Annotated in this window: 18 protein-coding genes and 1 pseudogene; 11 read left to right on the plus strand and 8 right to left on the minus strand. The window is 44.8% G+C overall.

From position 1 onward, the window contains the following. Nucleotide 1 precedes the first annotated feature (1 nt). On the minus strand, nucleotides 2-343 hold the full coding sequence (hypA, locus tag HRE53_RS29715; protein WP_212667065.1) for a hydrogenase maturation nickel metallochaperone HypA: 342 nt from the start codon (nucleotides 341-343) through the stop codon (nucleotides 2-4). Next, nucleotides 336-866, minus strand: a complete 531-nt coding sequence (locus tag HRE53_RS29720) for a hydrogenase maturation protease (protein WP_212667064.1) — start codon at nucleotides 864-866, stop codon at nucleotides 336-338. The genes hypA and HRE53_RS29720 overlap by 8 nt, the downstream gene beginning before the upstream one ends. A gap of 264 nt (nucleotides 867-1,130) precedes the next feature. On the opposite strand from HRE53_RS29720, the gene HRE53_RS29725 reads away from it, so the two are divergent. Together HRE53_RS29725 and HRE53_RS29730 are read left to right on the plus strand one after the other, a co-directional pair. Beyond that, on the plus strand, nucleotides 1,131-1,706 hold the full coding sequence (locus HRE53_RS29725) for a hypothetical protein (RefSeq protein WP_235111836.1): 576 nt from the start codon (nucleotides 1,131-1,133) through the stop codon (nucleotides 1,704-1,706). A gap of 56 nt (nucleotides 1,707-1,762) precedes the next feature. Then, entirely contained in the window at nucleotides 1,763-2,650 is an 888-nt protein-coding gene (locus HRE53_RS29730) for a geranylgeranylglycerol-phosphate geranylgeranyltransferase (RefSeq protein WP_235111838.1), read from the plus strand. A 12-nt stretch (nucleotides 2,651-2,662) separates the two neighbouring features. Here the strand turns inward: HRE53_RS29730 and HRE53_RS29735 are convergent, their stop codons facing one another. Together HRE53_RS29735 and HRE53_RS29740 are read right to left on the minus strand one after the other, a co-directional pair. Then, a complete protein-coding gene (locus tag HRE53_RS29735; RefSeq protein ID WP_235111839.1) occupies nucleotides 2,663-3,688 on the minus strand; it encodes an AIR synthase family protein in 1,026 nt (341 codons plus the stop codon). Nucleotides 3,689-3,815: 127 nt separating this feature from the next. Beyond that, nucleotides 3,816-8,471 carry a PAS domain S-box protein gene (locus tag HRE53_RS29740; protein ID WP_212667061.1) on the minus strand — a complete coding sequence of 1,552 codons (4,656 nt, stop codon included), beginning with the start codon at nucleotides 8,469-8,471 and terminating at the stop codon, nucleotides 3,816-3,818. Between the two features lie 551 nt (nucleotides 8,472-9,022). Between HRE53_RS29740 and HRE53_RS29745 the strand changes: the two are divergent. Next, nucleotides 9,023-11,652, plus strand: a pseudogene (locus HRE53_RS29745) (glycogen/starch/alpha-glucan phosphorylase). Between the two features lie 8 nt (nucleotides 11,653-11,660). Here HRE53_RS29745 and HRE53_RS29750 read toward each other — a convergent pair. From HRE53_RS29750 to HRE53_RS29765, 4 genes are all read right to left on the minus strand, one after another. Then, nucleotides 11,661-12,560: a sigma-70 family RNA polymerase sigma factor gene (locus tag HRE53_RS29750; RefSeq protein ID WP_212667059.1), complete on the minus strand. Its 900-nt coding sequence runs from the start codon at nucleotides 12,558-12,560 to the stop codon at nucleotides 11,661-11,663. Nucleotides 12,561-12,636: 76 nt separating this feature from the next. Beyond that, a complete protein-coding gene (locus tag HRE53_RS29755; RefSeq protein WP_212667058.1) occupies nucleotides 12,637-12,795 on the minus strand; it encodes a hypothetical protein in 159 nt (52 codons plus the stop codon). Nucleotides 12,796-13,110: 315 nt separating this feature from the next. Further along, the gene (locus HRE53_RS29760; RefSeq protein ID WP_235111840.1) at nucleotides 13,111-13,962 is read right to left on the minus strand and encodes a DUF6544 family protein; all 852 of its coding nucleotides are present in this window, start codon (nucleotides 13,960-13,962) and stop codon (nucleotides 13,111-13,113) included. Nucleotides 13,963-14,034: 72 nt separating this feature from the next. Further along, the gene (locus tag HRE53_RS29765; protein ID WP_212667056.1) at nucleotides 14,035-15,120 is read right to left on the minus strand and encodes a medium chain dehydrogenase/reductase family protein; all 1,086 of its coding nucleotides are present in this window, start codon (nucleotides 15,118-15,120) and stop codon (nucleotides 14,035-14,037) included. Between the two features lie 401 nt (nucleotides 15,121-15,521). Between HRE53_RS29765 and HRE53_RS29770 the strand changes: the two genes are divergently transcribed. The 8 genes from HRE53_RS29770 (at nucleotide 15,522) to HRE53_RS29805 (ending at nucleotide 22,864) form a co-directional block, all read left to right on the plus strand. Next, the gene (locus HRE53_RS29770; protein ID WP_212667055.1) at nucleotides 15,522-16,286 is read left to right on the plus strand and encodes a PRC-barrel domain-containing protein; all 765 of its coding nucleotides are present in this window, start codon (nucleotides 15,522-15,524) and stop codon (nucleotides 16,284-16,286) included. Nucleotides 16,287-16,378: 92 nt separating this feature from the next. Next, nucleotides 16,379-16,690: a co-chaperone GroES gene (gene groES / locus HRE53_RS29775; RefSeq protein ID WP_212667054.1), complete on the plus strand. Its 312-nt coding sequence runs from the start codon at nucleotides 16,379-16,381 to the stop codon at nucleotides 16,688-16,690. Nucleotides 16,691-16,718: 28 nt separating this feature from the next. Next, entirely contained in the window at nucleotides 16,719-18,329 is a 1,611-nt protein-coding gene (gene groL, locus HRE53_RS29780; protein ID WP_235111841.1) for a chaperonin GroEL, read from the plus strand. Between the two features lie 199 nt (nucleotides 18,330-18,528). Next, on the plus strand, nucleotides 18,529-18,855 hold the full coding sequence (locus tag HRE53_RS29785) for a DUF1830 domain-containing protein (protein ID WP_235111842.1): 327 nt from the start codon (nucleotides 18,529-18,531) through the stop codon (nucleotides 18,853-18,855). Nucleotides 18,856-18,930: 75 nt separating this feature from the next. Further along, the gene (locus HRE53_RS29790) at nucleotides 18,931-19,188 is read left to right on the plus strand and encodes a DUF1816 domain-containing protein (RefSeq protein WP_212667052.1); all 258 of its coding nucleotides are present in this window, start codon (nucleotides 18,931-18,933) and stop codon (nucleotides 19,186-19,188) included. A 35-nt stretch (nucleotides 19,189-19,223) separates the two neighbouring features. Beyond that, nucleotides 19,224-20,495 (plus strand): MgtC/SapB family protein, encoded by a 1,272-nt coding sequence (locus tag HRE53_RS29795; protein ID WP_235111843.1) that lies wholly within the window; start codon nucleotides 19,224-19,226, stop codon nucleotides 20,493-20,495. 1,258 nt (nucleotides 20,496-21,753) lie between these two features. Next, nucleotides 21,754-22,008, plus strand: coding sequence for a hypothetical protein (locus tag HRE53_RS29800; protein ID WP_212667050.1), 255 nt, complete (start codon nucleotides 21,754-21,756; stop codon nucleotides 22,006-22,008). 304 nt (nucleotides 22,009-22,312) lie between these two features. Next, the gene (locus HRE53_RS29805) at nucleotides 22,313-22,864 is read left to right on the plus strand and encodes a universal stress protein (protein ID WP_255801601.1); all 552 of its coding nucleotides are present in this window, start codon (nucleotides 22,313-22,315) and stop codon (nucleotides 22,862-22,864) included. Nucleotides 22,865-23,099 lie beyond the last annotated feature (235 nt).

The following is a 23,099-nucleotide window of genomic DNA, read 5'->3' on the forward strand; positions in this document are numbered from 1 at the left end:
CCTACGACACCTCCATTGCTGTTAACTCTAGTTCTCTGCCTTGGCGTAAATCAGTGGTGAACTGATGACAGGTGGGACAAACATAAACCCAGCCAGTGGGCTGAAAATCTTGATAACAAGCTGAACAGTGGCAAATGACGGGTACCGTTTCTACTTCAAGCCGAGCATTCGCAGCCATGGTGCCAGTGGTGACGATTTCAAAGGCGAGAGTGAGGGCTTCGGGAATTACCCCTGATAGTTCACCTACCCGCAGCTTAATCCAGTGGATATGCTGAGCACCTTGTTGGGCTGCATGGTCGCAAGCAATGTCTAGGGTGGTTTGCATTAAACTCACTTCATGCATGACGTTTGATGGACCTTGCAGCAGAATCCAGCTGCGACTGGATGAGATTTTGAATGGCGTCCAGTGCTTCAGTAATGCCTTGCTCTGCAGTCGTGGACAAATGCTCACCCACGGCAAAATCGACGGCTGTCACCTCTACCCACCAGGCTTGGGGATGATGCCCATAGACTGAGTGGGTTAACGCGAGTAATGAACGAGGATCACAGGTATGCCCCATGGAAGGGACAGTGCTGCCCGTTGTTTCCATACCCCTAGGGGTAATCTGAGTGACTCTGACTGCCTGATCTGGGTTCAAACGGCATGCATCAATAAAGATTACTGTTTCTGTGTTCGCAAGTTCTGCAGCCAGTTCAGGTGTGAGTTGATGGACGGTTAACGATCTCACCTGAGGAAGACGCCAAATCGCTACCTCATCTGCAATCCGAGGGCCAAGAGCATCATCACAAAGAAGCTGATTCCCATAACCAATAACTAAGATTGAATGGGTTTTTGTGGGTTGGAGAATGGCTGGTGAAGAGTCCATGAAGATGCCTCCTTAATACTCATCACTTTAACTGTAGGGCTTAATGTTGAAGAGCTTATGAGGTCTGTCTGGTCTTCAACCACTACACTATTGACTTAATAAAGGAATCAATATTGAGGAACTTGTGAGGATGTAAATTCAAACTTACCGATAATCCGGCTAAAGCAGCAAACTCAGTCGTCAAAGCTTCTTCAAGTTTATGGCATAGGTTAAAAATGCAGCTTGGGCTGCATTGCTCATCTTAATAAATGCGGAGGTGAGAGGATGTTTGCAATAACCCCGATCCAGATATTGGCGATGATGGGCATCCCTTTAATCGTCACGGCATTTTCACCCAATATGGATGTCACTGAGCATCCGTCTGCGCCAACAATGCCCACTTCTCAACCCTGGCGATTGGAATTACTGACGGATGGGAACTATCAAGTTTGCAGTCTGCCTGAGCCTGAAGACGGACGCGATGGTAATGGGGTTTGCTTTAACTTTGCTAAGAGGGGCAACTTCGTGAATGGATATTACGGTTTCCCCCATTCTGGAGCATACATTTGTGTTCAAGGTAGAGCAGAACAGAATCAGGTGATAGGGCAGGGGTTAGCTTTGTCTTGGCCTGGTCACCCTTGGCCTCCGATCACAACGTCACAGTATATATGGCGATTAGATCAGCACTTAACCCTTCAAAATGGCTATGTGATTCGCAGCGTCAGAGAACCGTTCGGAAGAGTCAATTGGATTCGATTTGATGAAGTGAAGTTGGATATGGACGGATTCTATCAATATCCAACCGTGAAAATGCGTTCTCCGGCTCAACTATGCGATTGGCAGACTCCGGCGGAGTTCTGAGCTGAAAGATTTGCAAGCAGCCCACTATGACAACGTTATTCTTTGCACGGAGCTGAATGATGGTTACCCTTCCCTCCTCTCCCAAACAATTTAATTCTCCTAACCTGCTTCAGGGAGTAGCTCAACTTTGCCGCCCTACACTTAGCGTCCTAGCGGCTGTGGCAAGCTGTCTCACGGTCTTTGCCCTACAACCCGCGACATCAGTTTGGGTCTATCTACAGACTGCCACTGTATTGACATGTATGACGGCTGGAGCTTTCGCTATCAATGATTTCGATGATATTGAAAAAGATCGGATTAACCATCCTGATCGCCCCCTTCCCTCCGAAACTCTGCTACCTCATCATGCTTGGTGGATTGCAGTGACGCTATTTTGCGGTGCTTTAGGCGCAGCAGTTCCTTTAGGTCTAGCGTGCTGGATTGTAGTGGCTATCAGTGCTTTGCTGCTTTGGAATTATGCCGCTATCTTGAATCTCAGCGGTACTTTGGGCAACGGTATTGTGGCAATGATTGTGGGAACTTTAATCTTCTTTGCCAGCCTAGTAACGGAACGCCCTTGGGCAATGCTCTACCCGAGTATCTTTTTGTTTTTCTATATTTTGGCCAAAGAAATTGTCTGGGATATTCATGATGCAGAGGGAGATCGGCAACGGAATGTGCATACTATTGCCAATAGTTGGGGACCGACTCCGGCATTTTCAATCGCTTGGGGCTTAATACTTCTACTGCTAATTTCGATTCCCATTGCTATGATTCAACTCACCATGGCTCATCCAGCCTTGTTTGGATATTGTGCCACTTTCATGCTGTTAAGCTTCGCTCTAGCGCTCTGGCGTTATCAAACAATTCAGACTTCCCTAACCTATAAATACCTGATTGTGCTGGGACGATTAGGTATGATTCTTGGCTTAGCAGGGCTATTAGGAACGGCCCCTTCCCTCTAGACGTAACGGAGTTTAAGGACTGATCACCTTTGCGATCGCATCTCGACTAGGACAAGGTAACGGTTTACGTCCCAATGCTGATCTAGACCATACGGTGGCCTTCCCTGACTTAACTTCTCCAATCTCACAACAGGGAATACCAGACGCGATTAAGGTCCGGCAAATCGAGGTTGCATCACGTTTGGGAGCAGTCAGCAAAAGCGCTCCAGAAGCAATCGCAGCCAATGGATCAACCTCAAAAACTTGGCAAATCTGGGCTGAGAGGTCCGATATCGGCACTTTCTCAAGGTCGATCATTAATTGGCAGTTACTGGCCTGGGCTAACTCCCAAAGGGCGGCGAGTAACCCTCCTTCAGTTGGGTCATGCATCGCCGTTATTTGCCCAGCTTGGCTGGCAAGTTGGGCATCACGGAGCACACTAATACCAGGCTTATAGAGGTAACCCCTCGCCTGAGTCAGCTCATCGGGAGTTAACGCCTGACTGATTTGTTCAGAATATTCGCGAGCTAAGATTGCCGTAGCTTCAATGGGTACACTTTTAGTCAACAAAATGCGATCACCAGGCTTAGCACCACGAGGAGTAATAAGGCTATCTCGCGCCACTTCACCAATCAGTGTTCCGACAACGATGGGTCGGTCTAGGCCATAGGTGATTTCAGTATGCCCCCCAATTAAAGAGACATTGATCTCCTGACAAGCCGTGTAAATTTGCTGATGAATTCGTTCAGCCAAAGTTGCAGTGGTCCTCTGCTCGGGGAGAAGAATAGTGGCCATCAACCAGCGGGGAGTAGCCCCAGTTGTGGCGATATCATTGGCATTAATCTGGACGACATACCAACCAATTTCGTCTGTGACAAAGGTAATGGGATCAGATTTAATGACCCATAACTTTGCTCCCCCATCGACGACAGCACAATCAAGCCCAATGCCTGGCCCCAATAGGACTTGAGGATCATGAATGGGGGGTTTGAGAGAGAAAGTGGGCCAATAGATGTGTAGGTAAATTACCGACTGGTAGCGGATCCTGTGCCACCTCAACCTCCTCTTCTGAAAATTTCTTCTAGTGCAGCGTCAAGCTAAAAAATTAGGGTAGGCGATCTCCAGAAGGCTTGCATAATAATACTTACCAGACATACTTACCCTAAAATCAAGTCTTAACGATGCACTAGTCACTATTATTTGCAAGAGCTTTAATATCTGTATCCTGTGACTTATTTTGAAGGATATTCTGTAACATTCTGAGCAAGGTATCTGAAGAAAAAGGTTTCTGAAGAAAGGCTCTAACACACTGTCCAAGGGATAACGCAAACGTCTCATCAACCAGGAGGCCACTGGTTACGATGACCTTAAGCTGAGGATTGATTTTTCGCAGCGCCTGAATGGTTGTTTCTCCACTGAGTGTTGGCATCTGCATATCCATTAATACAACATCAATCTCTGTATGATGTTGAGCAAACTGAGCAATGGCATCAATACCATCAGCCGCAGTCATTACCTGATAGTTGTGTTTTAACAACATACTCTGGGCCACTTCCCGAATCGGAGCTTCATCATCAACGACTAAAACGATTTCTCCCTGACCGTTAGGACAGTCTAAATGTTCTTTCTCAACTCTAGCTGTTGATTCAACAGCAGGGAGGTAGATTTTGAATTGAGAGCCTTGACCGACTTCACTGTAGACGGTGATAAATCCATGATGGCTTTGAATAATCTTGTTGACCGTCGAGAGCCCTAACCCGGTTCCTCCTTCAGGCTCCTTGGTGGTGAAGAAGGGTTCGAATATCTGTTCCTGTAGTTTAGGAGGAATGCCAATTCCAGTATCTGTAATGGTGACCAAAATGTATGGGCCAGTTTGGGCATTGAGATAGTCTGCTGCAAGGGTTTCATCTAGAGTAAGGTTCATTGCGTGGACAGACAAAAAACCGCCATCTGGCATCGCATCACGAGCATTTACGAGTAAGTTCATAAAGACTTGATGGACTTGGGTTGCATCTGCATGAATCGACCAAAGATCTTCAGAGATCTGCATGGATATTTCAATGGATTTAGGAAACGTCTTAAGGGCGAAATCTCTAAGCTCACTCAGTAAAGGTTTGATGTAGAGAATCGCGCGTTCCCCGTCTGCGCCTCTGGAAAATGAAAGCACTTGGGTAATGAGTTTTGACCCCCGTTGCGCACAGGCTTGTAAAATCTCAAACTGATGCTGAATTTGTTCACTTGCATTGGGAAGTTGCAGGGGTAAAAGCTGGGCCACACCATAGATAGGTGTCAGAATGTTATTGAGGTCGTGAGCAATCCCACTGGCAAGTGAACCAATACTCTCCAGTCGCTGAGCTCGTAAAAATTGTTTTTCAAGTTTTTTTGCTTGAGTGACATCGGTATTGACAATGAGTATGGCTTTGGAATTTCCTAAACTATCTTGGACTAACGTCCATCGGCTCATCACCGTGATTACGTCCCCTGATTTAGTCACATGTTGTTGTTCGCCTTGCCACTTTCCCTGCTTCCTCACATATTGTTCAATCTCTGCTGCTTCCTCATTTGTTATATCTAGTAATTGGTCTACATCTTGACTGAGCGATTCCTTCTGAGTCCAGCCATATAGAGCAGTTGCACCTTTGTTCCAGTATTGAATCCGACCGTCAAGTCCCCGGACCAGAATGGCATCAGTGGCGACATCCAATAGCGCTGCTAGTTCTGATATTTGATCTTGTGATTGCTGGCGTTCCGTAATATCCGTCGCCACGCCATCCAATCGCAGGACCATCCCTTCAGCATCTTTAATCACCCAGCCTCGATCCAACAACCATCGGATTGAGCCATCTGGACGGACAATACGGTATTCCAATTCTTTATTGCCCGTCTTGAGTAGCTGATCAGAAAAAGACCTGACCTTTTCCTGATCCTGTGGATGAACAACGTGCAACCAGAGTTGTGAATTATCAAAAAATTCTGAAATGGAACGTCCATACACCTCTTCTGCAGCTGGACTAAGATACAACAATTCATATGAGTCTGCACTCACAGACCAAACGACATCTTGAAGCGACTCAAGAATACTATTCAGACGCTGTTGACTTTCTTGTTGTGCAGCTTCAGCTTGTTTGCGATCCGTCACATCAAAAATGACGCCATCAATGTGAAGTGGTTGACCATTTTGGGCTGGAATGGGTTGTCCTTTCTCCCAAAAGTACCGAATCTGATCCTGTTTATCCTTGATTCGATACTCCACTTGAAACGGCTTCAAGCAAGAGACCGCTTCTTGCACGGTTGTAACCACTTGAGACCGATCTTCTGGCACAATCATCGGGTCAATGGAGCAAACTTCTCCCACTGAAAGGTTGATAGAATCATTACCCGTCAATGTTTTGCACTGATCATTCAGAAACACCGTTCGGTTATGGTCTTCAGGAAAGACTCGATAAATAATTCCCGGTAGGTTTTCTGCCAAAGTTCGATATTCTAGTTCGTTTTGTCTCAATACTTGATCGATTTGGTGCCGGTCCATCGTTTGTGCCAACAGATTGGCCACTGCTTGGAGAAAGTCAATATCGTTCTCATTAAAGAGACGATGGTAAATCGTATGAGCACCTATGACCCCGTAAGTTTGATGTTGCCCTTGAATAATGACACTCATCCCACTGACAACCTTGTGATCTCGTAACAAGGGTGGTCCGCTAAACCGCGTTTCAGTCTCCAAGTTGTCAACAATGACCGGCCTCGTACTCCGCAATGTGTATCCGGCTTGGGACTCTCGCTCAGTCCCAATGATCGTTTGACCCACCAGCCCAGGTTGCCATCCAACCCCGGCCTTCAGCAATAAAGATTCACCATCGGGGAGTAATTGAAGTACTTTGCAATATTCCACCTCCAAAGTCTGAGAGATGACTCTGACAATTTCATTCATCAAATCATCGAGATCTCGATTTGCTAAGGCTAATGCTCCCAAGTGAGCTACTGAAGTCTGTTGTCTGGCTCTCAAGGCTAAAACTTGCTCAATTTCCTTTCGAGCAGTGATATCACGAGCACTAGCATAAATCTGTTGCTGCTGGAGATAGGGAGTGGCTGACCAGAGAAACCAACGATAGGAACCATCATGGCAACGATATCGATTCTCAAAGGCAATGGTATTCGTACCCATTTCCAACTGCTCTAATTCCCTAACAGTGGCATCCCGATCCTCGGGGTGAACAAAGTTGAGGAAAGGCTGAGCCAGAAGTTCTTTAATTGAATACCCTAAAATGCGGACAAAAGAGGGATTGACCGTTTTGAAGTAGCCATCAAAGCCCGCAATACAGTGTAGGTCCAAAGAGACTGTAAGGAAGCGATTGCGATCAGTTTCTGCGGTTTGGCGCTCAAGCTCTGCTGTGGTTCGCTGGGCCAGAATCGTCAGCACCTCTTCTATAAACTCCAGATCTTCAAGGGGCTGGTGGCATAGAACAACGATTAATCCCACGACTTGCTTTGAACTAGACATGAGGGGAGTTCCCAAATATCCTTTTATACATAAGTTTCTGAGTATCTGATCATGGGGAAAAACCGCTGAAACCCCTTGGTGGTATACACATGATTGTTGATCAACAACCTCCTCACAGGGCATCCCAGCTAGGGCATATTCAAAGTTGGATTGGAGCTGCCCTTCCTTTGCCACAGCGAGGGTGCGAATCGTTGCTTGCCCCTCAGACTCAACAAGTTGTCCAATATAAACGAAATCAGCAGGAAGTGCTTGATTAAGATGCATCACAAGAGATTGAAAGAAATCCTTGCCAGTAGATGTTGCCAGACCTTTAGCCAGATGGTGCCGCATGAGATCCCGGCGCTCTAATTTCGATGTTCGATCTTGAATAAGCTGCTCCAGTTCTTGGTTACGTTGTTGAAGTAGCAGATGGTTTTGGGTCTCCAGTTGTTTGATGAGCTGCTGCTGCTGCTCCACGAATTCATAAATTTCAGAAGGGTTTACGGGGAGTAAACTACTCTGGGTGACAATGCCCCGCAATGACCCTTGTGAATCCGCTACAACTAACCGACGCACTTTCTGGTGCTGCATTTTCTGATGTACGGCCCACAGTGAGTCATTTGGGCCAACGAGGGAAAGGGGGGTACTCATTACTTCTTGAGCTTGAGTCTGGGCAAAATCCAGCTCTAACCGCTGAAACTGGACAATGTCTCTCTCTGTAATAATCCCTTTAGGACAGGGACTTTCAGTGTTATGAGTAGCAGGTGCAATGATGACGACACAGCTGACATGCCGTTGGTTCATTAACTGGGTAATCTGCAATAGTGAATCCTCAGACAACGCATAAACCACGTCTGTGATCATCACTTCATGAACTCGACGAACTTTGAGTAAATCGGAGGGTTGCAGAAAATTCCGAATTCGACGAGGAGTCAGTAGTCCCTTAATCTGCCCGTGTTGATCCAGTACAGGCAAATGGCGAATTTTTTGACGGTTCATCAGCTCTAAAGCTGTAAACACTGTCAAATGCCCTTCATCGATTATCGTTACTACGGGCTGAGACATCACTGCTTGAGCAGTGAGTTTGTCCAATGAGCGATTTTCGGCTATTAACCGAACAATGTCTCGTTCCGTGAGGATGCCGACCAAATGTGAATTCTCGACAATTAGAACACAACCCTTTTGTTCGAATCCTAGGTTTTGAGGAGTTGAAAGGTTAACCTCTCCTGTTAGTAAATGGCATTGTGAATTAGTTTGACTCGTTAGACCAATGACTTCAATTAAGGGAGTATCAGGCCCAGCAATAAGCGGTTGTACATCCAGGGCTGATTCGACAGGAAACGTCATGATTTTCTGCTTAATCATACGTATTTGCCTAACGGATATCTAGATTCATTGTAAAAGCCATCCAATTTTATTTAGCGAGGGAAGTATAAATCGCAATACATCAGCCTACTGTACCTTTGATGCCAGGATCTGAGGGGTAGAATGACTCAACCAAGGGATGGAAGAGGAGAAGCAGCTTGTCAGGCATCAGCTTTTAACATCTGATTATCCAAAACTTGAGGACTATCCTACCAAATGTAATGTGCTCAATCTGAATGGACTGGAATATATTCTCGTCACAATTTCTTCAACATTCTCACTTAATGTTTTGACATTCTTAGCCGTGTGAAATTAACAGATTCCAACTTCCCACCAGTTCAATTTTTTTAGGTGGAATGTGGAGAGAATCGTTTATTACTGTCTTCTATCAAACCAAGATTGCGATTTGTTCAGTATCTATACTCTGGCATCAAGGTTAATGGGAAATCGTTTTGCTCAAGGTATTGCCTTGCATAGATGTTGAATGAATCCACTCGTCCAGAACAGTCTGTAACAAATAGGTTTTATTGTCGTGATGCCGTCAATTTTTCATGTCTGAACCATTTAAGAAACGCTCTTTCAATGAAGAGAACAACTCCTTTCATCTCTCGGAGCTCTCTCCTGAGAACATTACTGAAATTTGTGATTCATTTTGTATTGAGGACGACCGAACAGGACTGAGTTCTGAAACGCTACAGCGTGCGATCGCAGATAATCTCTATTACATCCAAGGTAAATTCCCAGAAATTGCCACCCTATATGACTACTACATGGCCGTCGCCTATACGGTGCGCGATCGATTACTGCATCGCTGGATTAACACCGTCAAAACCTACCGTGAACAGGATGTCAAGGTGGTTTGTTATCTCTCTGCTGAATATTTACCAGGCCCTCACTTAGAAAATAACCTGGTTAATCTCGGTATCTATGATCAAGTCCAACAAGCGGTGGAATCCTCGGGATTAGATCTGAGATCCATTTTGGCGCAAGAAGAAGAACCGGGATTGGGGAATGGGGGGACTCGGTCGTTTAGCCGCCTGCTATATGGACTCCCTAGCTACCCTGGAAATTCCAGCGATTGGCTATGGCATTCGGTATGAGTACGGCATTTTTGACCAGGAAATCCGGGATGGTTGGCAGGTGGAAATTACGGATAAATGGTTACGTCTGGGGAACCCCTGGGAAATTCCTCGTCCAGAGAATGCAGTGGAGGTCAAGTTTGGGGGCTATACAGAACCCTACACCGATGATCAAGGCAGCTACCGAGTGCGTTGGATTCCTCACCAAGTGGTAAATGGAGTTCCCTATGACACCCCCATTTCCGGTTATCGCGTGAACACCACGAGTACGCTGCGGCTATGGAAGGCAGAAGCCCCAGAGTCCTTCGATTTTCAAGCCTTTAATGACGGGGACTATTACGGAGCCGTCGATGCCAAAATTATTTCTGAAAATCTTACCAAAGTCCTCTATCCCAATGATGAACCTATCCAAGGGAAGCAACTGCGTCTTGAACAACAATACTTTTTCGTTTCCTGCTCTCTCCAAAATTTACTAAAAATTCATCTGTTGCGGGACGACCCAATCGAGACGTTTCATGAGAAATTTGTGATTCAACTCAACGATACGCATCCAGCTATTGGGGTTGCAGAACTCATGCGGTTGTTGGTGGATGAGTATCTGCTCGATTGGCAGAAGGCTTGGGACATCACCCATCAATCCTTCGCTTACACCAATCACACCCTCCTTCCCGAAGCTTTGGAGACCTGGCCTTTGAATCTATTAGGTCATCTCCTGCCTCGGCATTTGGAAATTATTTACGAAATTAATCAGCGGTTTCTCGATCAGGTGCGGCTTAAATACCTAGGCAACTCAGATAAACTCGCCCGCTTATCCCTCATTGAAGAAAGCGGGAACAAACGAATTCGCATGGCTCACCTGGCCTGTGTCGGGAGTCACGCCATCAATGGGGTGGCAGCTTTGCATACAGAACTCCTGAAAAAAAGGGGTCATGAAAGATTTCTATGACCTGTGGCCCCATAAGTTCAGAAATATTACCAATGGAGTAACTCCGCGTCGGTGGATGGTCTTAATTAACCCGAAGCTAACTCAGTTGATTACCCGAGAGATTGGTGCATCTTGGATGAAAAAACTGGACGATCTCCAACAGTTAGAATCTTTAGCTGACGATCCAGCGTTCCGCCAAGACTGGCGACAGGTAAAACGAGCCGTCAAACAGGATCTAGCAGACTATATTCAGGCTCACCAAGGACTGACCCTGAATCCCGAATCTATCTTTGATATCCAGGCCAAGCGCATTCATGAATACAAGCGCCAACATCTCAATGTGCTCCATATCATTACCCTCTATAACCGCATCAAGCACAACCCCCAACTCGCGTTTCCACCCCGCACTTTTATCTTTGGGGGCAAGGCTGCTCCCGGCTATCAGATGGCCAAGCTAATCATTAAGCTGATCACGTCGGTGGGAGAAGTGGTGAATCATGATCCTGACATCTGCGATCGCATCAAAGTGGTCTTTCTACCTGACTTCAATGTCACAAACAGTCAGCGGATTTATCCCGCTGCTGACTTGTCAGAGCAGATTTCCACTGCAGGGAAAGAAGCCTCCGGCACGGGCAATATGAAGTTCTCGATGAATGGCGCTTTAACCATTGGCACCCTCGATGGGGCCAATATTGAAATTCGAGCGGCAGTGGGAGCCGACAATTTTTTCCTATTTGGGTTGACCACTGAAGATATTGTCAACTTTAAGTCACAAGGATACTGCCCTCGGACTTACTACAATACCAATTCAACCCTGAAAGAAGCGATCGACCTCGTAGCCTCTGGATATTTTTCCCATGGGAATCGGGCGCTATTTCAACCCCTAGTGGATCAACTTCTGCAAGCAGATTCCTATTGCTTACTCGCAGACTATCAGTCTTATATTGATTGCCAAGATCAGGTGGGACAGGCATTTCAAGATCAAGATACCTGGACCAGAACGACCATTCGTAATGTCGCTCGGATTGGGCGGTTCTCTTCAGATCGGGCCATTCGGGAATATTGCCAAGAGATTTGGCGGGTTGATCCGGTCTCCATTCATTTGGAGGACTATCAGCAGGCTAAAGCCCAGTTGGGAGGACAACACTGTCTGGATGCAGATGCATGTCCTTTTTGAACCCTCATCTATGCAGCTATGAAATCTTGCAGATTGCCAAATTTTAGAAGCTTTGATTTTGCTGATTTTTCTAGATGTCTTACCCATTCCCGACTGATCCCCATTTGCTGACTCACCTGGTAGAGTGAACGTTCTCGCCCATCTTCTAGGCCATAACGGAGGATAAGAACTGTTCGCTCGTTGTCATTGAGCTGAGCTAGTGCCGACCATAAAGCATTTCGAAAAAAATCCTGTTCCACCACTTCACTCGGGCTGAGCATTTGCAGATCTTCTATTAAGTCTCCTAACTCCGTGTCTCGATCCTTTCCCATGCGGATATTCAGGGATTCAGGATTGGATACCCGGGCGGCTTGTAAGGTCTTCTGCAGTTGCTCCAATGTGATGCCTAATTCTGAAACCATTTCCTGGTGAGTTGGTGTGTGCCCAAGGGTTTGGGATAGCTCTCGACGCACTCGTTTGATTCGGTTGAGCTTTTCCGTCATATACACGGGTAAACGAATGGTATGGGACTGCATTGCGATCGCACGAGTAATAGATTGGCGAATCCACCAGTAAGCATAGGTGCTAAATCGATATCCCTTAACAGGATCAAATTTCTCTACCGCTCGCTCTAGCCCCAAACTCCCTTCTTGAATTAGATCAATTAAATCCATTCCCCGTTTTTGATATTTCTTAGCGATCGTGACCACTAACCGCAGATTGGCACAAATCATCCTGTGTTTTGCCCGCTGCCCCAGTTGCTGTATCTGGTCTAATTCAGCCTGGGAAATCCCATGCGGTGGATGTAGGGATGATTGAATTTGTTGGCCTAATGTCACTTCTTCTGCATGGGTCAACAGCGAGTATTCACCCATACGGGTCAAATAGGCCCCAAGAGCGTCTTTATTCGATCTGATGGTTGTAAACATATCGATCACCTGTTCGCGTTACTGACTTAAGCTGATTTGAAAGTGTCGGATTACACGATCGAGTGTCAGCCCATGACTAATATCGATCTAGGAAGTCTGATTCAGACTCGGTTCGACCGAGCATTATGGCAAAGCTCAACAATAAGAACAACGCCATCAATAACCAGCTCAATACCGTGACCCATTCCGGATAGTCAGGGTGAAAAAACAGTCTTAAATCGGAGGGGATTTGCATTTATCGCACTCCTATTCTTCTAATAAAATCCGATAAACTGGCAAAAAAGATTGTCCCATGGCGAGATTCTCCATTTATCCTCATTTCTACAGTAGAAAATAGTCTTGGTAATCTTGTGAGGTCGATAATCCAATCTCTGACTTACCTTCAGGCCACTACAGAGGTTCCATAAAGGAGAAACAGTGATAAGCTACACCTTCAGCCCTTCCATCACCAAGGAATCGGTGCGAATATCTGGCCAAGGTCTATCTGCCATGCCATATCTAAACCATGGCAAGTACTTCAGCCAAGATTCCAGGCTGAACAAAGACCGGATCAAACTTCAGCCTGGAAGAGTGATTGATTGTCTGGATCCGTCTCAAGATGGGTAATGCGTCCCCGCCAATAGGTAAAGGGGCCGTCTTCCAATTGCCAGCTCACTTGACCAAAGGTCGGAATATCGTACCCACTCAATGTCCTATAATCGGATACCGTACAACTCCAGGGGGTTTCAACGGCTTGTCCTGCAACCATTCGGGGTCGATTCGGTGCAGTGATATCGACGAGGTCACCGTTAGGATCGAAATTGTAATGGACTCCTACGTCCGGTTCACCTTTAACTTCTACCGTGAACTCATTCAGTTCGTGCCAATGTAACGCTGAATTATTCAGAAACGCGGCTGGGAAAAAGATCAGTTCCGCCAGGCACCGCATTAGCTCCCCTTTATCTGTACTCGATCCTGCCGCCCTTAAAAGGGGAACCGAACCCAACAGCCTTCCTTCCAGCCTGCCTTTGCCTTGGACATAACTGTCCACTACTTCGATATGAATAAAGGGCGCAAGCCGAAAGGTGGCTCGCCACACAAACCCTGGTTGTCGAATCGAGAAGTCTTGAGTGGCCGAAAAAGGTAGCCACTGCCCCTGCTCAGACAAACGCATTTCACCTGTTTGGTGAATCTGAATAGTGGTGGGACAATACTGAGATGGCCCTTTGTCTGTGTCTGGGCGATGGGATCTCATTGCCAATGCACAAATCAACCTAGGGGGTTGAACGACCTGTTCATCACCGGTAAGCATTCTCAAGGTTAGGACTTGTTGATCAATTGAGCGGTGAAACTGCCAAGCGGACCCAAAATGCAGAACGATCAAAAGGGCTAGAGCCAATAAAATTGCGAGCCTAAGGGACAAAACAACCTCCCTAACAGTCAAAAAAATATACTTGTCAAGAGACGACTGCTCTCGACCATAGGAATACCGGCTTTAACCTAGAGCAGATGGGTGTTCTACGGGTAAGGATTTGCTCTCTGGCTTGGATGAGTTCGCCTGGAATGTTTCATTACACAGTAAGACTAACTGACCTCTCACTGCCGCATGATCCAGTAAGTCATGGGCCGCCGCTGCGTCTGTTAAGAGTAGGCGATCGGCAATGATAGGCTGGATAGAGCCATCCACCAGTAGATCTAGAAGGCTCATTAAGTCATCTCGGAACCAATTTGGCTGACGCCGCTTTAAATCAGCAATGTTGTAAAAAACTGCCCTACGACGATCCGGCCAGATGTTTAACAGAGTCAGAAGGCCCATACTCCCTCCTACTATCAACAGCCTTCCCCATTGTGCTGATAGAGCTGAGGAAAACCCATAGCTAATGAGTTGTCCCCCAGGCGCTAAAGTTTGGTATGACCCCAGTAAATGACGCCCCCCAATGGCATCAAAGACCACATCCATTCCATTGGGCGTGAGACGACGAATCTGCTGTTGGAAGTCTTGCTGCTGATAATCAATCGGAGTGGCACCCAAATTGGCAATGAGATCATGTTTCGATGCGGAGTCCGTACCATACATCTTTAAGCCCGCGAGGTGACCTAACTCCAGGAGCGCAGTTCCAACACCGCCCGCAGCACCGTGAATCAAGATGAGATCGCCGGGTTGAACCTTAGCGATTCGGTGCAGTAGCTGATAGGCTGTCACGTACTGCAAAACTAGACCGACAGCCTCTGCAACATCCACCTCCGCTGGTACCGAAACACATTCGTGTTCGGGTAGACAAATGTACTCACTATATCCACCCACTACAGTCAGGGCTGCAATCCGTTGACCGATGTCCAGCCCAGCGACCCCTGGGCCAAGCTGATCAACAATCCCCACCACTTCATAGCCTGGGGTAAAGGGTACTTTGGGTAAACCCGGATAGAGTCCTTCGCGGATCAGAACGTCTGTAAAGGCCACACCAGTTGCTAGTACCCGCACTCCCACTTCTCCTGCGCGAGGTTCAGGCCGTTCATCCATGACCATCTCAAAAACATCCGATCCACCTTGGCGGGAAATTGTCACATGTTGATACTGCATGCTAACTCCTATGATGAATGCTAAATGCTTTACGGTTTAAGGCGTCTAGCACTCAATCTAGAGTGGGATATTGTGAAAATTGTGAAGGTCACAAGCACCAAATAGCAACAATCTCATTCCCTCACATTGTCTTCAACTTCTCACTTTAATCTCATAGCTAGAGACGATTTCAATGGGCTCTCAAGATCAGTCCTAACTCCTCTTTCTGAGCGCATAGCACTTGAAGTCAAGCATTTTATCGCCATTCAGTTATGGGAATTCAGGATGTCTTGATTGATGAGGGATCTTCTCACAGGCTTTCAACATGGAAAGCGATCGGAGATCTTAAAAATTCAATTGAATGGGCACACCATCGCTGAAACATTACAGTTGCTATTTCCTGAAGGATTATAGATACACCCATGTTCAATATTATCCGTTACAGTCAAGTGGTCGGATTATCTGCGGTTGGGAACACCACAAATTCTCACTTGGGAAATGTGGAAGAGATCTGGCTGGACGAGTCTGGATATGTCACATATCTATCCAGTCGCCAGCGGTATTGGTCTCTTAATCAAGTTGCTAGCGTGGGTAGAGGAACTATATCGGTTGATCGTCCTCTCCTGGTAGCAGCCCCACCCCACCTCCATCATGGATATCAACTCCCAGTCCGAACTAAGATCGGAGAAACGTTGGGATGGGTAGAAGATTTTCTGTTCGACTGGCATACAGGGGAAATAGTCGCGTATATCTTGGCAGGAGAGATTGCAATTTACCTTGGAGAGCGAGCAATCCTCCTCCCGGGGGATATAGAGAAATACACACCTGAAGCCCTCATTATTCCAGAAGGAGCAAGAAACTTACTCAAACCTGAGTTAGAAGGGTCAAAGGACTTTATCTGTGAAAAATCTGACCAGGTGAAATTTCTCATTCATGAAATAACAGATCGCCTACAGCGTTTGTTCTCTCTAAATGACGGGCCAGACAAGCTTCAGATCAAGATTCAGCAAGTTAGCGAAGACCTTGCTTCCACAAATGAGTATGATCAGCGCCATTTGGCCGAAGCAACAGAGTTTCTTCACGACCAATGGGCTAGTTTGCAGCATGGGTTTAATCGTAACCTCAATCTAGCCCAAACTGCTCTAGAAAAAGCTTGGAAAGAAATTTTGAGTCAGAAAAAACTTTAAAGGTTTATCACAATCTGAATACCTATCCATTATAGATATGCTGCTCGCTAACCCTGATGAACTGTCCCCGTTAACTTATTGGAGGATCGGTTATGACCACTCTTACCCTCAACGTTTCTACGGTTCGTCCCTTAGGAGACCGTGTTTTTCTCAAAGTGAATCAGGCGGCGGAGAAAACGCCCGGTGGCATCTTAATGCCCGATACAGCTCAAGAGAAACCTCAAGTGGGAGAGGTGGTTAGTGTTGGGCCTGGTCTGAGGTCTGGGAATGGCTCCTATGCCCCCATCGACATTCAGGTCGGCGATCAGGTGCTATATGCCAAATACAGCGGAACGGATATCAATCTGGGCAATGAAGACTATGTGTTGACCAAGGCCCAAGATATTCTCGCGATTGTCACATAGGGAATCAACGTGTTGGAGATAAGGAATAATGGCTAAGTCAATTCAATACGATTCAGCGGCTCGCCATGCCTTAGAGCAAGGGATCGATCTGCTGACTGAAGCAGTGTCAGTGACCTTAGGACCTAGGGGTCGCAATGTCGTCCTTGAGCAGAAATTTGGTCCCCCGCAAATTGTGAATGATGGCATCACCATTGCCAAGGAAATTGAGCTAGACAACCCTTTAGCCAATACAGGCGTGGCCTTGTTGCGCCAAGTTGCAGCCAAAACCAATGATGCGGCAGGGGATGGCACCACTACTGCAGTTGTTTTAAGCCATGCAATGGTAAAAGAAGGGTTGCGCAATGTCGCAGCTGGAGCCAATCCAATGGCAATCCGACGGGGCATCGACCAGGCCACCCAATTTTTGTTGGATCAGATTGCTGAACATGCACTACCTGTGAAAGATTCCAATGCGATCTCACAGGTTGGGACCATTGCTGCGGGCAATGATGAAACTGTGGGGCAAATGATTGCAGCCGCCATGGCAAAAGTGGGCCAGCAAGGGGTGATTTCTTTGGAAGAAGGCCAATCAATTCAGACCGAAGTCGAAGTCACGGAAGGGATGCGGTTTGACAAGGGGTATATTTCACCTTACTTCGTAACGGATGCCGAGCGAATGGTGACGACACTGGATGATGCCTACCTATTACTAACGGATAAAAAGATCACCTTAGTGAATGCCTTACTGCCCATTCTGGAAAAAGTTACACAAACGGGTAAACCTCTTGTGACAATTGCTGAAGATATTGAAAAAGAAGCCTTAGCAACCCTTGTCCTTAATCAATTACGAGGTACTCTCAGGGTGGCTGCGGTCAAGGCACCTGGATTTGGCGATCGCCGCAAGGATCTGTTAGCTGACATTGCGGTACTCACTGGAGGACAAGTTATCAGTGAAGATACTGGGCTGACCTTAGAAAACGCCACCCTAGAAATGATGGGCCGTGCTCGCCAAGTGGTCATCACTAAGGACCATACCACCCTCATTTCGGAAAGCAATGAAGCTGCTGTCAAAGCGCGTTGTAAGCAAATTCATCGCCTGATAGATGAGACAGACTCATCCTTTGAAAAGGAAAAACTGCATGAGCGTCTAGCTCAGCTTTCTGGTGGGGTAGCGCTAATCAAGGTTGGGGCCGCCACTGAAACAGAAATGAAGGACCGTAAGTTAAAACTAGAAGATGCGATTAATGCCACTCAAGCCGCTGTTGAAGAAGGCATTGTTCCGGGTGGTGGTACTACGCTCGTGCATCTTGCCCCTCAACTTGAGGACTGGTCTGCTGAACATTTGATTGGTGATGAACTGATCGGAGCCATGATTCTAGTCCGTTCCCTCTCTGCTCCATTGAGACAGATTGTTGAGAACGCGGGTCTGAATGGTGGGGTGGTTGTAGAGCAGGTTAAGACTTTACCGTTCAACACGGGCTATGATGCCTTGAACAACCAGTATGTGGATATGTTTACTGCCGGGATTGTCGATCCAGCTAAGGTGACTAGTGCTGGGTTGCGAAATGCCGCTTCCATTGCGGGTATGGTTCTGACCACGGAGTGCATTATTGCGGAGCAATCTCAGGCCACAACAAAGGATTTAGCGAATGCTGGTTGAGAAAGGAAAGAGTTCGGTGACTGATTTTTTTATCTGATGTTACGACATTAGGATTCCCTTCAATGTCCGATTTGGCCAGTATTCGTTGGCTGATCTTCATGGTTTTCACATAATTATTCCTTAATCTTTGGAATATCGGTAATCATCCATAGAGATGGAACGGAAGGAAAAAGTGCCCACATAGATGGAGTGAGTCATCATGTCATCCGCATCAACTGGCGTACTAGATAGGTGTCCTGATATTACAGAACTGCCTGAGAAAGTGATGTGTCGTTATGTCAATGAGATGCAGCGAACCCAAATTATCCGAATTGTCAATATTCCCCACGTCTTCCTCGAGCGGACTGTATTACCAGGTGATCACTTAGTTTTTGAAACCTATCCCGACGCTGAGTTGGAGGTTCATACCTATGAAATGGCCAGTGCTACTTTGACGGCGAAGATTATATGCGATCGCTTGGCCATTCCAAAAGTGTCAAAGATAACTAGGTCGCGTGCCTTATACAAAGAGTTGAATGGGGGATAAAAGGTCCCATAAGCCCCCTAAGCGCAAATGATTCTTGTTCTCACTCTGATAGTCTTTGCCTTTTATAAACTAGGTATGCTTTGGATTTATTCCCAAAAACAAGCTCCCTTTTGGTGGATTGAAATTGTGGCGCTAGAACAACAAAGCACCCTCTACTATGGCCCTTTCAAAACTTCGACAGAAGCTGCAAGTTATCAATCTAGCGTTATTAAAGATATGAAGGCAGAGACTCAAAAAATTACTGTCACAATCCGCATATATCAACCAGAAATCTTAGCCATCACCAGTATTGAAGACCCGAATAGAGAACCCCCTTCTCTACCTGAACGATAGACCTATAAACGACCACTGATACTTCAATGAGAAGTATGGACACTCAAAATCTAAAATTCATCCCTCAGAGCAATGTTTTTAAGCTGCTATGGGTCTTATTCTTATCTTTTCTAATTGGATTGGAGCGAGAAGGACATCATTCTCAAACAGGTCGCTATGCTTTTGGTGGGGTTCGTACCTACCCAATGATTGGATTAGTAGGGTATTGCATCGCCTTTTTGTCGAACGGTCAAAGTATCGCATTGGGAATGGGTTTTCTAGCCATTGCTGGTCTGATGGCTCTTTCGTATTGGCATAAGTTGCAAACAGTAGAAAATGCAGGGGTAACTTCAGAAATTGCTTGCTTGGCAACCTATTTGGTGGGTGCACTCGTCTACTTTGGTCACTACTGGGAAGCCGCAACCTTAGCAATTACCAGTTTATTTTTATTGGAATTAAAGTCTGTTTTAGAAAAGTTGGCTACCCAATTTTCTTCAGAAGATATTCTTACATTAACCAAGTTTTTACTACTGACATTTGTGATCTTGCCAGTTCTGCCTAATCAAGCCTATGGTGAGTTTCAACTCAATCCCTTTAAGACTTGGTTAGTCGTCATTGCTGTAAGCGGCATCTCCTATGCCAGCTATCTGTTGCAGCGTGCATTTCAGGGGAGAGGGACTCTGATTATTATTGCGTTGATCGGTGGAGCTTATTCTTCAACCGTTACAACCGTGGCCCTTGCAAAACAATCCACCTCAGATCCTCTGCCAAGAAGGTATGCAGGAGCAATTCTCATCGCCTCAGGGATGATGTATTGCCGCTTGATCGTTTTAACGGGTATCTTCAATAAGTCTCTTGCAGCACTCCTATGGGGACCTATGAGTATCGTGGCAAGCATCGCTATTTTAGGGGGTGGAATATGGTTAATATTTGCAGGTCGCTCAACTAAGGTTTACTCAGTCCGAGGAACAACTCAAAATCCACTTGAGCTGAGATTTGCGTTACTCTTTGCAGGGATATTTGTGATGTTGTTAGTTTTGACACACTACGCAATTGAGGTTTTGGGTCAAGCGGGCATCTACACTCTAGCTGGTATTTTGGGGTTCGCGGATGTAGATCCTTTCGTTATGGGTATCACCCAATCTGCTGGTCAGTCTACTGCGCTAAACGTTAGTGCGATCGCTATTTTAATAGCTGCCGCTAGTAATAGTATCGCGAAAGGTGTATACACATTGGGTATTGGTGATTGGAAAGTAGGGAAATCAAGCCTCATTTTACAAAGTATTCTAGCTTTGATCAGCTTACTTCCTATTTTATATTTGAGGTAGAAAATGCGAGGTTACTAAAACTATTAGCGCCACTATTTTGAATGAAAGTCTTGACAGTTTAGTGCATCACTTGTTAGGACTCTTCTTGGGTGAACAGCACAGCTAAGGTATACATTTCGATTGTAAAACTTACACTTTAGGCAATGATTACAATTATCTTTTCGCAAATATGCTATGGATCTGCGAAATAGCTTAATAAAGTTTGGGGAATAGCAAATCAAGATCACAACTAAAATCGCTACTATTATTCCTAAATTAATAGAAGAACTTACATGATTATCAGATACTTCTCTAGGATTAGGAATATCAAGCTGGTTAACTAAAATAATTTCCCTAGGTATTTCTTCTTGTTCAGCCAGTATTTTAATCAAATCTTTTGTGTATACCATGATTACATCCTGTCATTAACTTAAAAAAAATTCTTTTTTCAGTAACTAGTACTTCCCTGGAAAAGTTAACGATAACTTTCTTGCATTCGCGATATGAACCAGACAGTTATGACAAGCATCGCTTTCTGCCTGTTATAAGTTACACATTGACAATAAAAATATATTTGTAAAACTTGAAGTAATTGTGAGAAAGCAAGAACGAAGTGAGCAGTGATCAAGATATAGATAGTGCTTCTCTTTGCTGATAATTGATAGCTATAGGAATAAAAAGAACTTTAGCTTTCTTCTCTAATTATTAAATGACACTGATATATTTATCATCAATATTTGAAGGATTAAATACTATATTTAATTTTAATAAATATAATTATACTGCTGATAAATATTTTTAGTGGTGGCAGATTTCTCCTATATCTCACAAAACCTCTAAGTTTTTCGAATAGACTAGATACTAATCAATTCAAAGATTATGTGTAATTAGCTAAGTATGTCAAACTAAAAAAAAATATTTAGGGATTCAGAGTTATGAACACTAATGATCTTGCATAGAATCCTTAGCTCAAAATAATAGTTATTCTCCGTTATAGAGATAAAATTCTTCCTTGAAATATGTTCGTTATGTTTTTCATCTGCTTCCTATTTCTATGCTTCACCTAATTCTCCATGGCACCTTTTGAGCCTATATAAGAATCAGAATTTAAGATTAACTCAACCAAGGAATAAGCAAAAAGATACCCTGTATGCCTACGACAAATACCTAGGTTATATATATGTATATTTCTATAATTCAATACTATTGGAAATTCAGAAATATTTTCTGTATATCTAAAAGCAGATGATGGTCTTTTTTAAAGAAACAATCACTAGCCATGAAAGAAACCAACCAAAATCATCTAATATCAGCCAGCACTGAGCAAAAGATGCTAAGTAATCAAAGAAAGATTTCCTTTGGCACTTCAGTCGAAATCCTGAAAGGACCTTCGCGTGGATGTAAAGGCAAAATCATAGGAAGTACTAATGATGGTGTGTTTTTTTTCTTAAAAGATTTTGACTCAGTTCAAAAAGACAACCGCCAGTTTGTAGAGGGTCCTTACTTAGGATGTGAATTTAAGATTTTAAGTTAAATGAATAGTTAAACTATCAGCAGGTAATTTCATAAACACTTTGACATTCACCGATCAATCAACGGCATGTGAATAATCAGTTCCGCAATTTGTTTGTCTTTTTTCCAAGCGTATAAATTAAAATTGAAGCCTACCAAAATAAAAAGTTACTTAGGAATCAAATTTAAGTCAATAACTCTACAGAATTTGAGCCAGTAGGATCATTTCACTCACAAGATCTTCAAACTATATCAGTAATTTGAAGGTGAGGTGAAAAGGTAATACTATTTTCTACCTTCCACCACTAAAACAGATGGAGGTAATGATGAATAAGAGAATCTTGATCGCCATGGATGATTCTGATTCCAGTGAGTTTGTATTCGAACAAGCATTTCTCATCGCACAAGAACATAAGTCTAGTCTCAAACTACTCCATGTTCTAAATTCTCAAGATCAAAATTTACCTTCCAACAAGACACTTAGTGACCAATTACAATCTACTCAGAAAAATTCAGATGTAATGCCTGTTCAAAAGTCTATTTTCCCTAAATCCAATTCTGAGAGGAGGATTTTAAGGCGTCTAGTTGGTTGTGTAGAGAGAGCCAAGGCTGCCCGTATAGATGCGGACTATATCTGCATAATTGGAGAACCGGGACAATTAATTTGTGACTTAGCGTTATCTTGGCGTGCAGACTTAATTGTTTTGGGTGGAGAAGAACCAGCTAGTGATAGTACACCTTCTCACAATAGTGTCAGAAACCATGTTACACACCATGCACCTTGTTCAGTTGAAGTTGCCCGACTTTCAAGGAATCAACAGCCATCAAACTCACTAGAGAATGAGGTTCTTTATTCACATCTTTCTGGTTGGCAATAAATTTAGGTACCCAAAAAATCAAAAAAGTAAATTCAGTTCCATAAGGGAGGGATTATGATGCTATATCCTTTATATTCCAGCGGAGCGACTTACTTCGTAGTTAAACTAGGTGTTCTTTGTTTAGCCATTTTCGTTTGGGGCTGGGCACATCACACCCCTAAGATTTCTAAGGAAACTTAAAAACTCTGCACCTAAAGTGCAGAGGAAACTCATGGCACTGGTGTATTAATAGGGT

Origin of the sequence: Acaryochloris sp. 'Moss Beach', from assembly GCF_021497025.1 — a bacterium.
Taxonomy (GTDB): domain Bacteria; phylum Cyanobacteriota; class Cyanobacteriia; order Thermosynechococcales; family Thermosynechococcaceae; genus Acaryochloris; species Acaryochloris marina_A.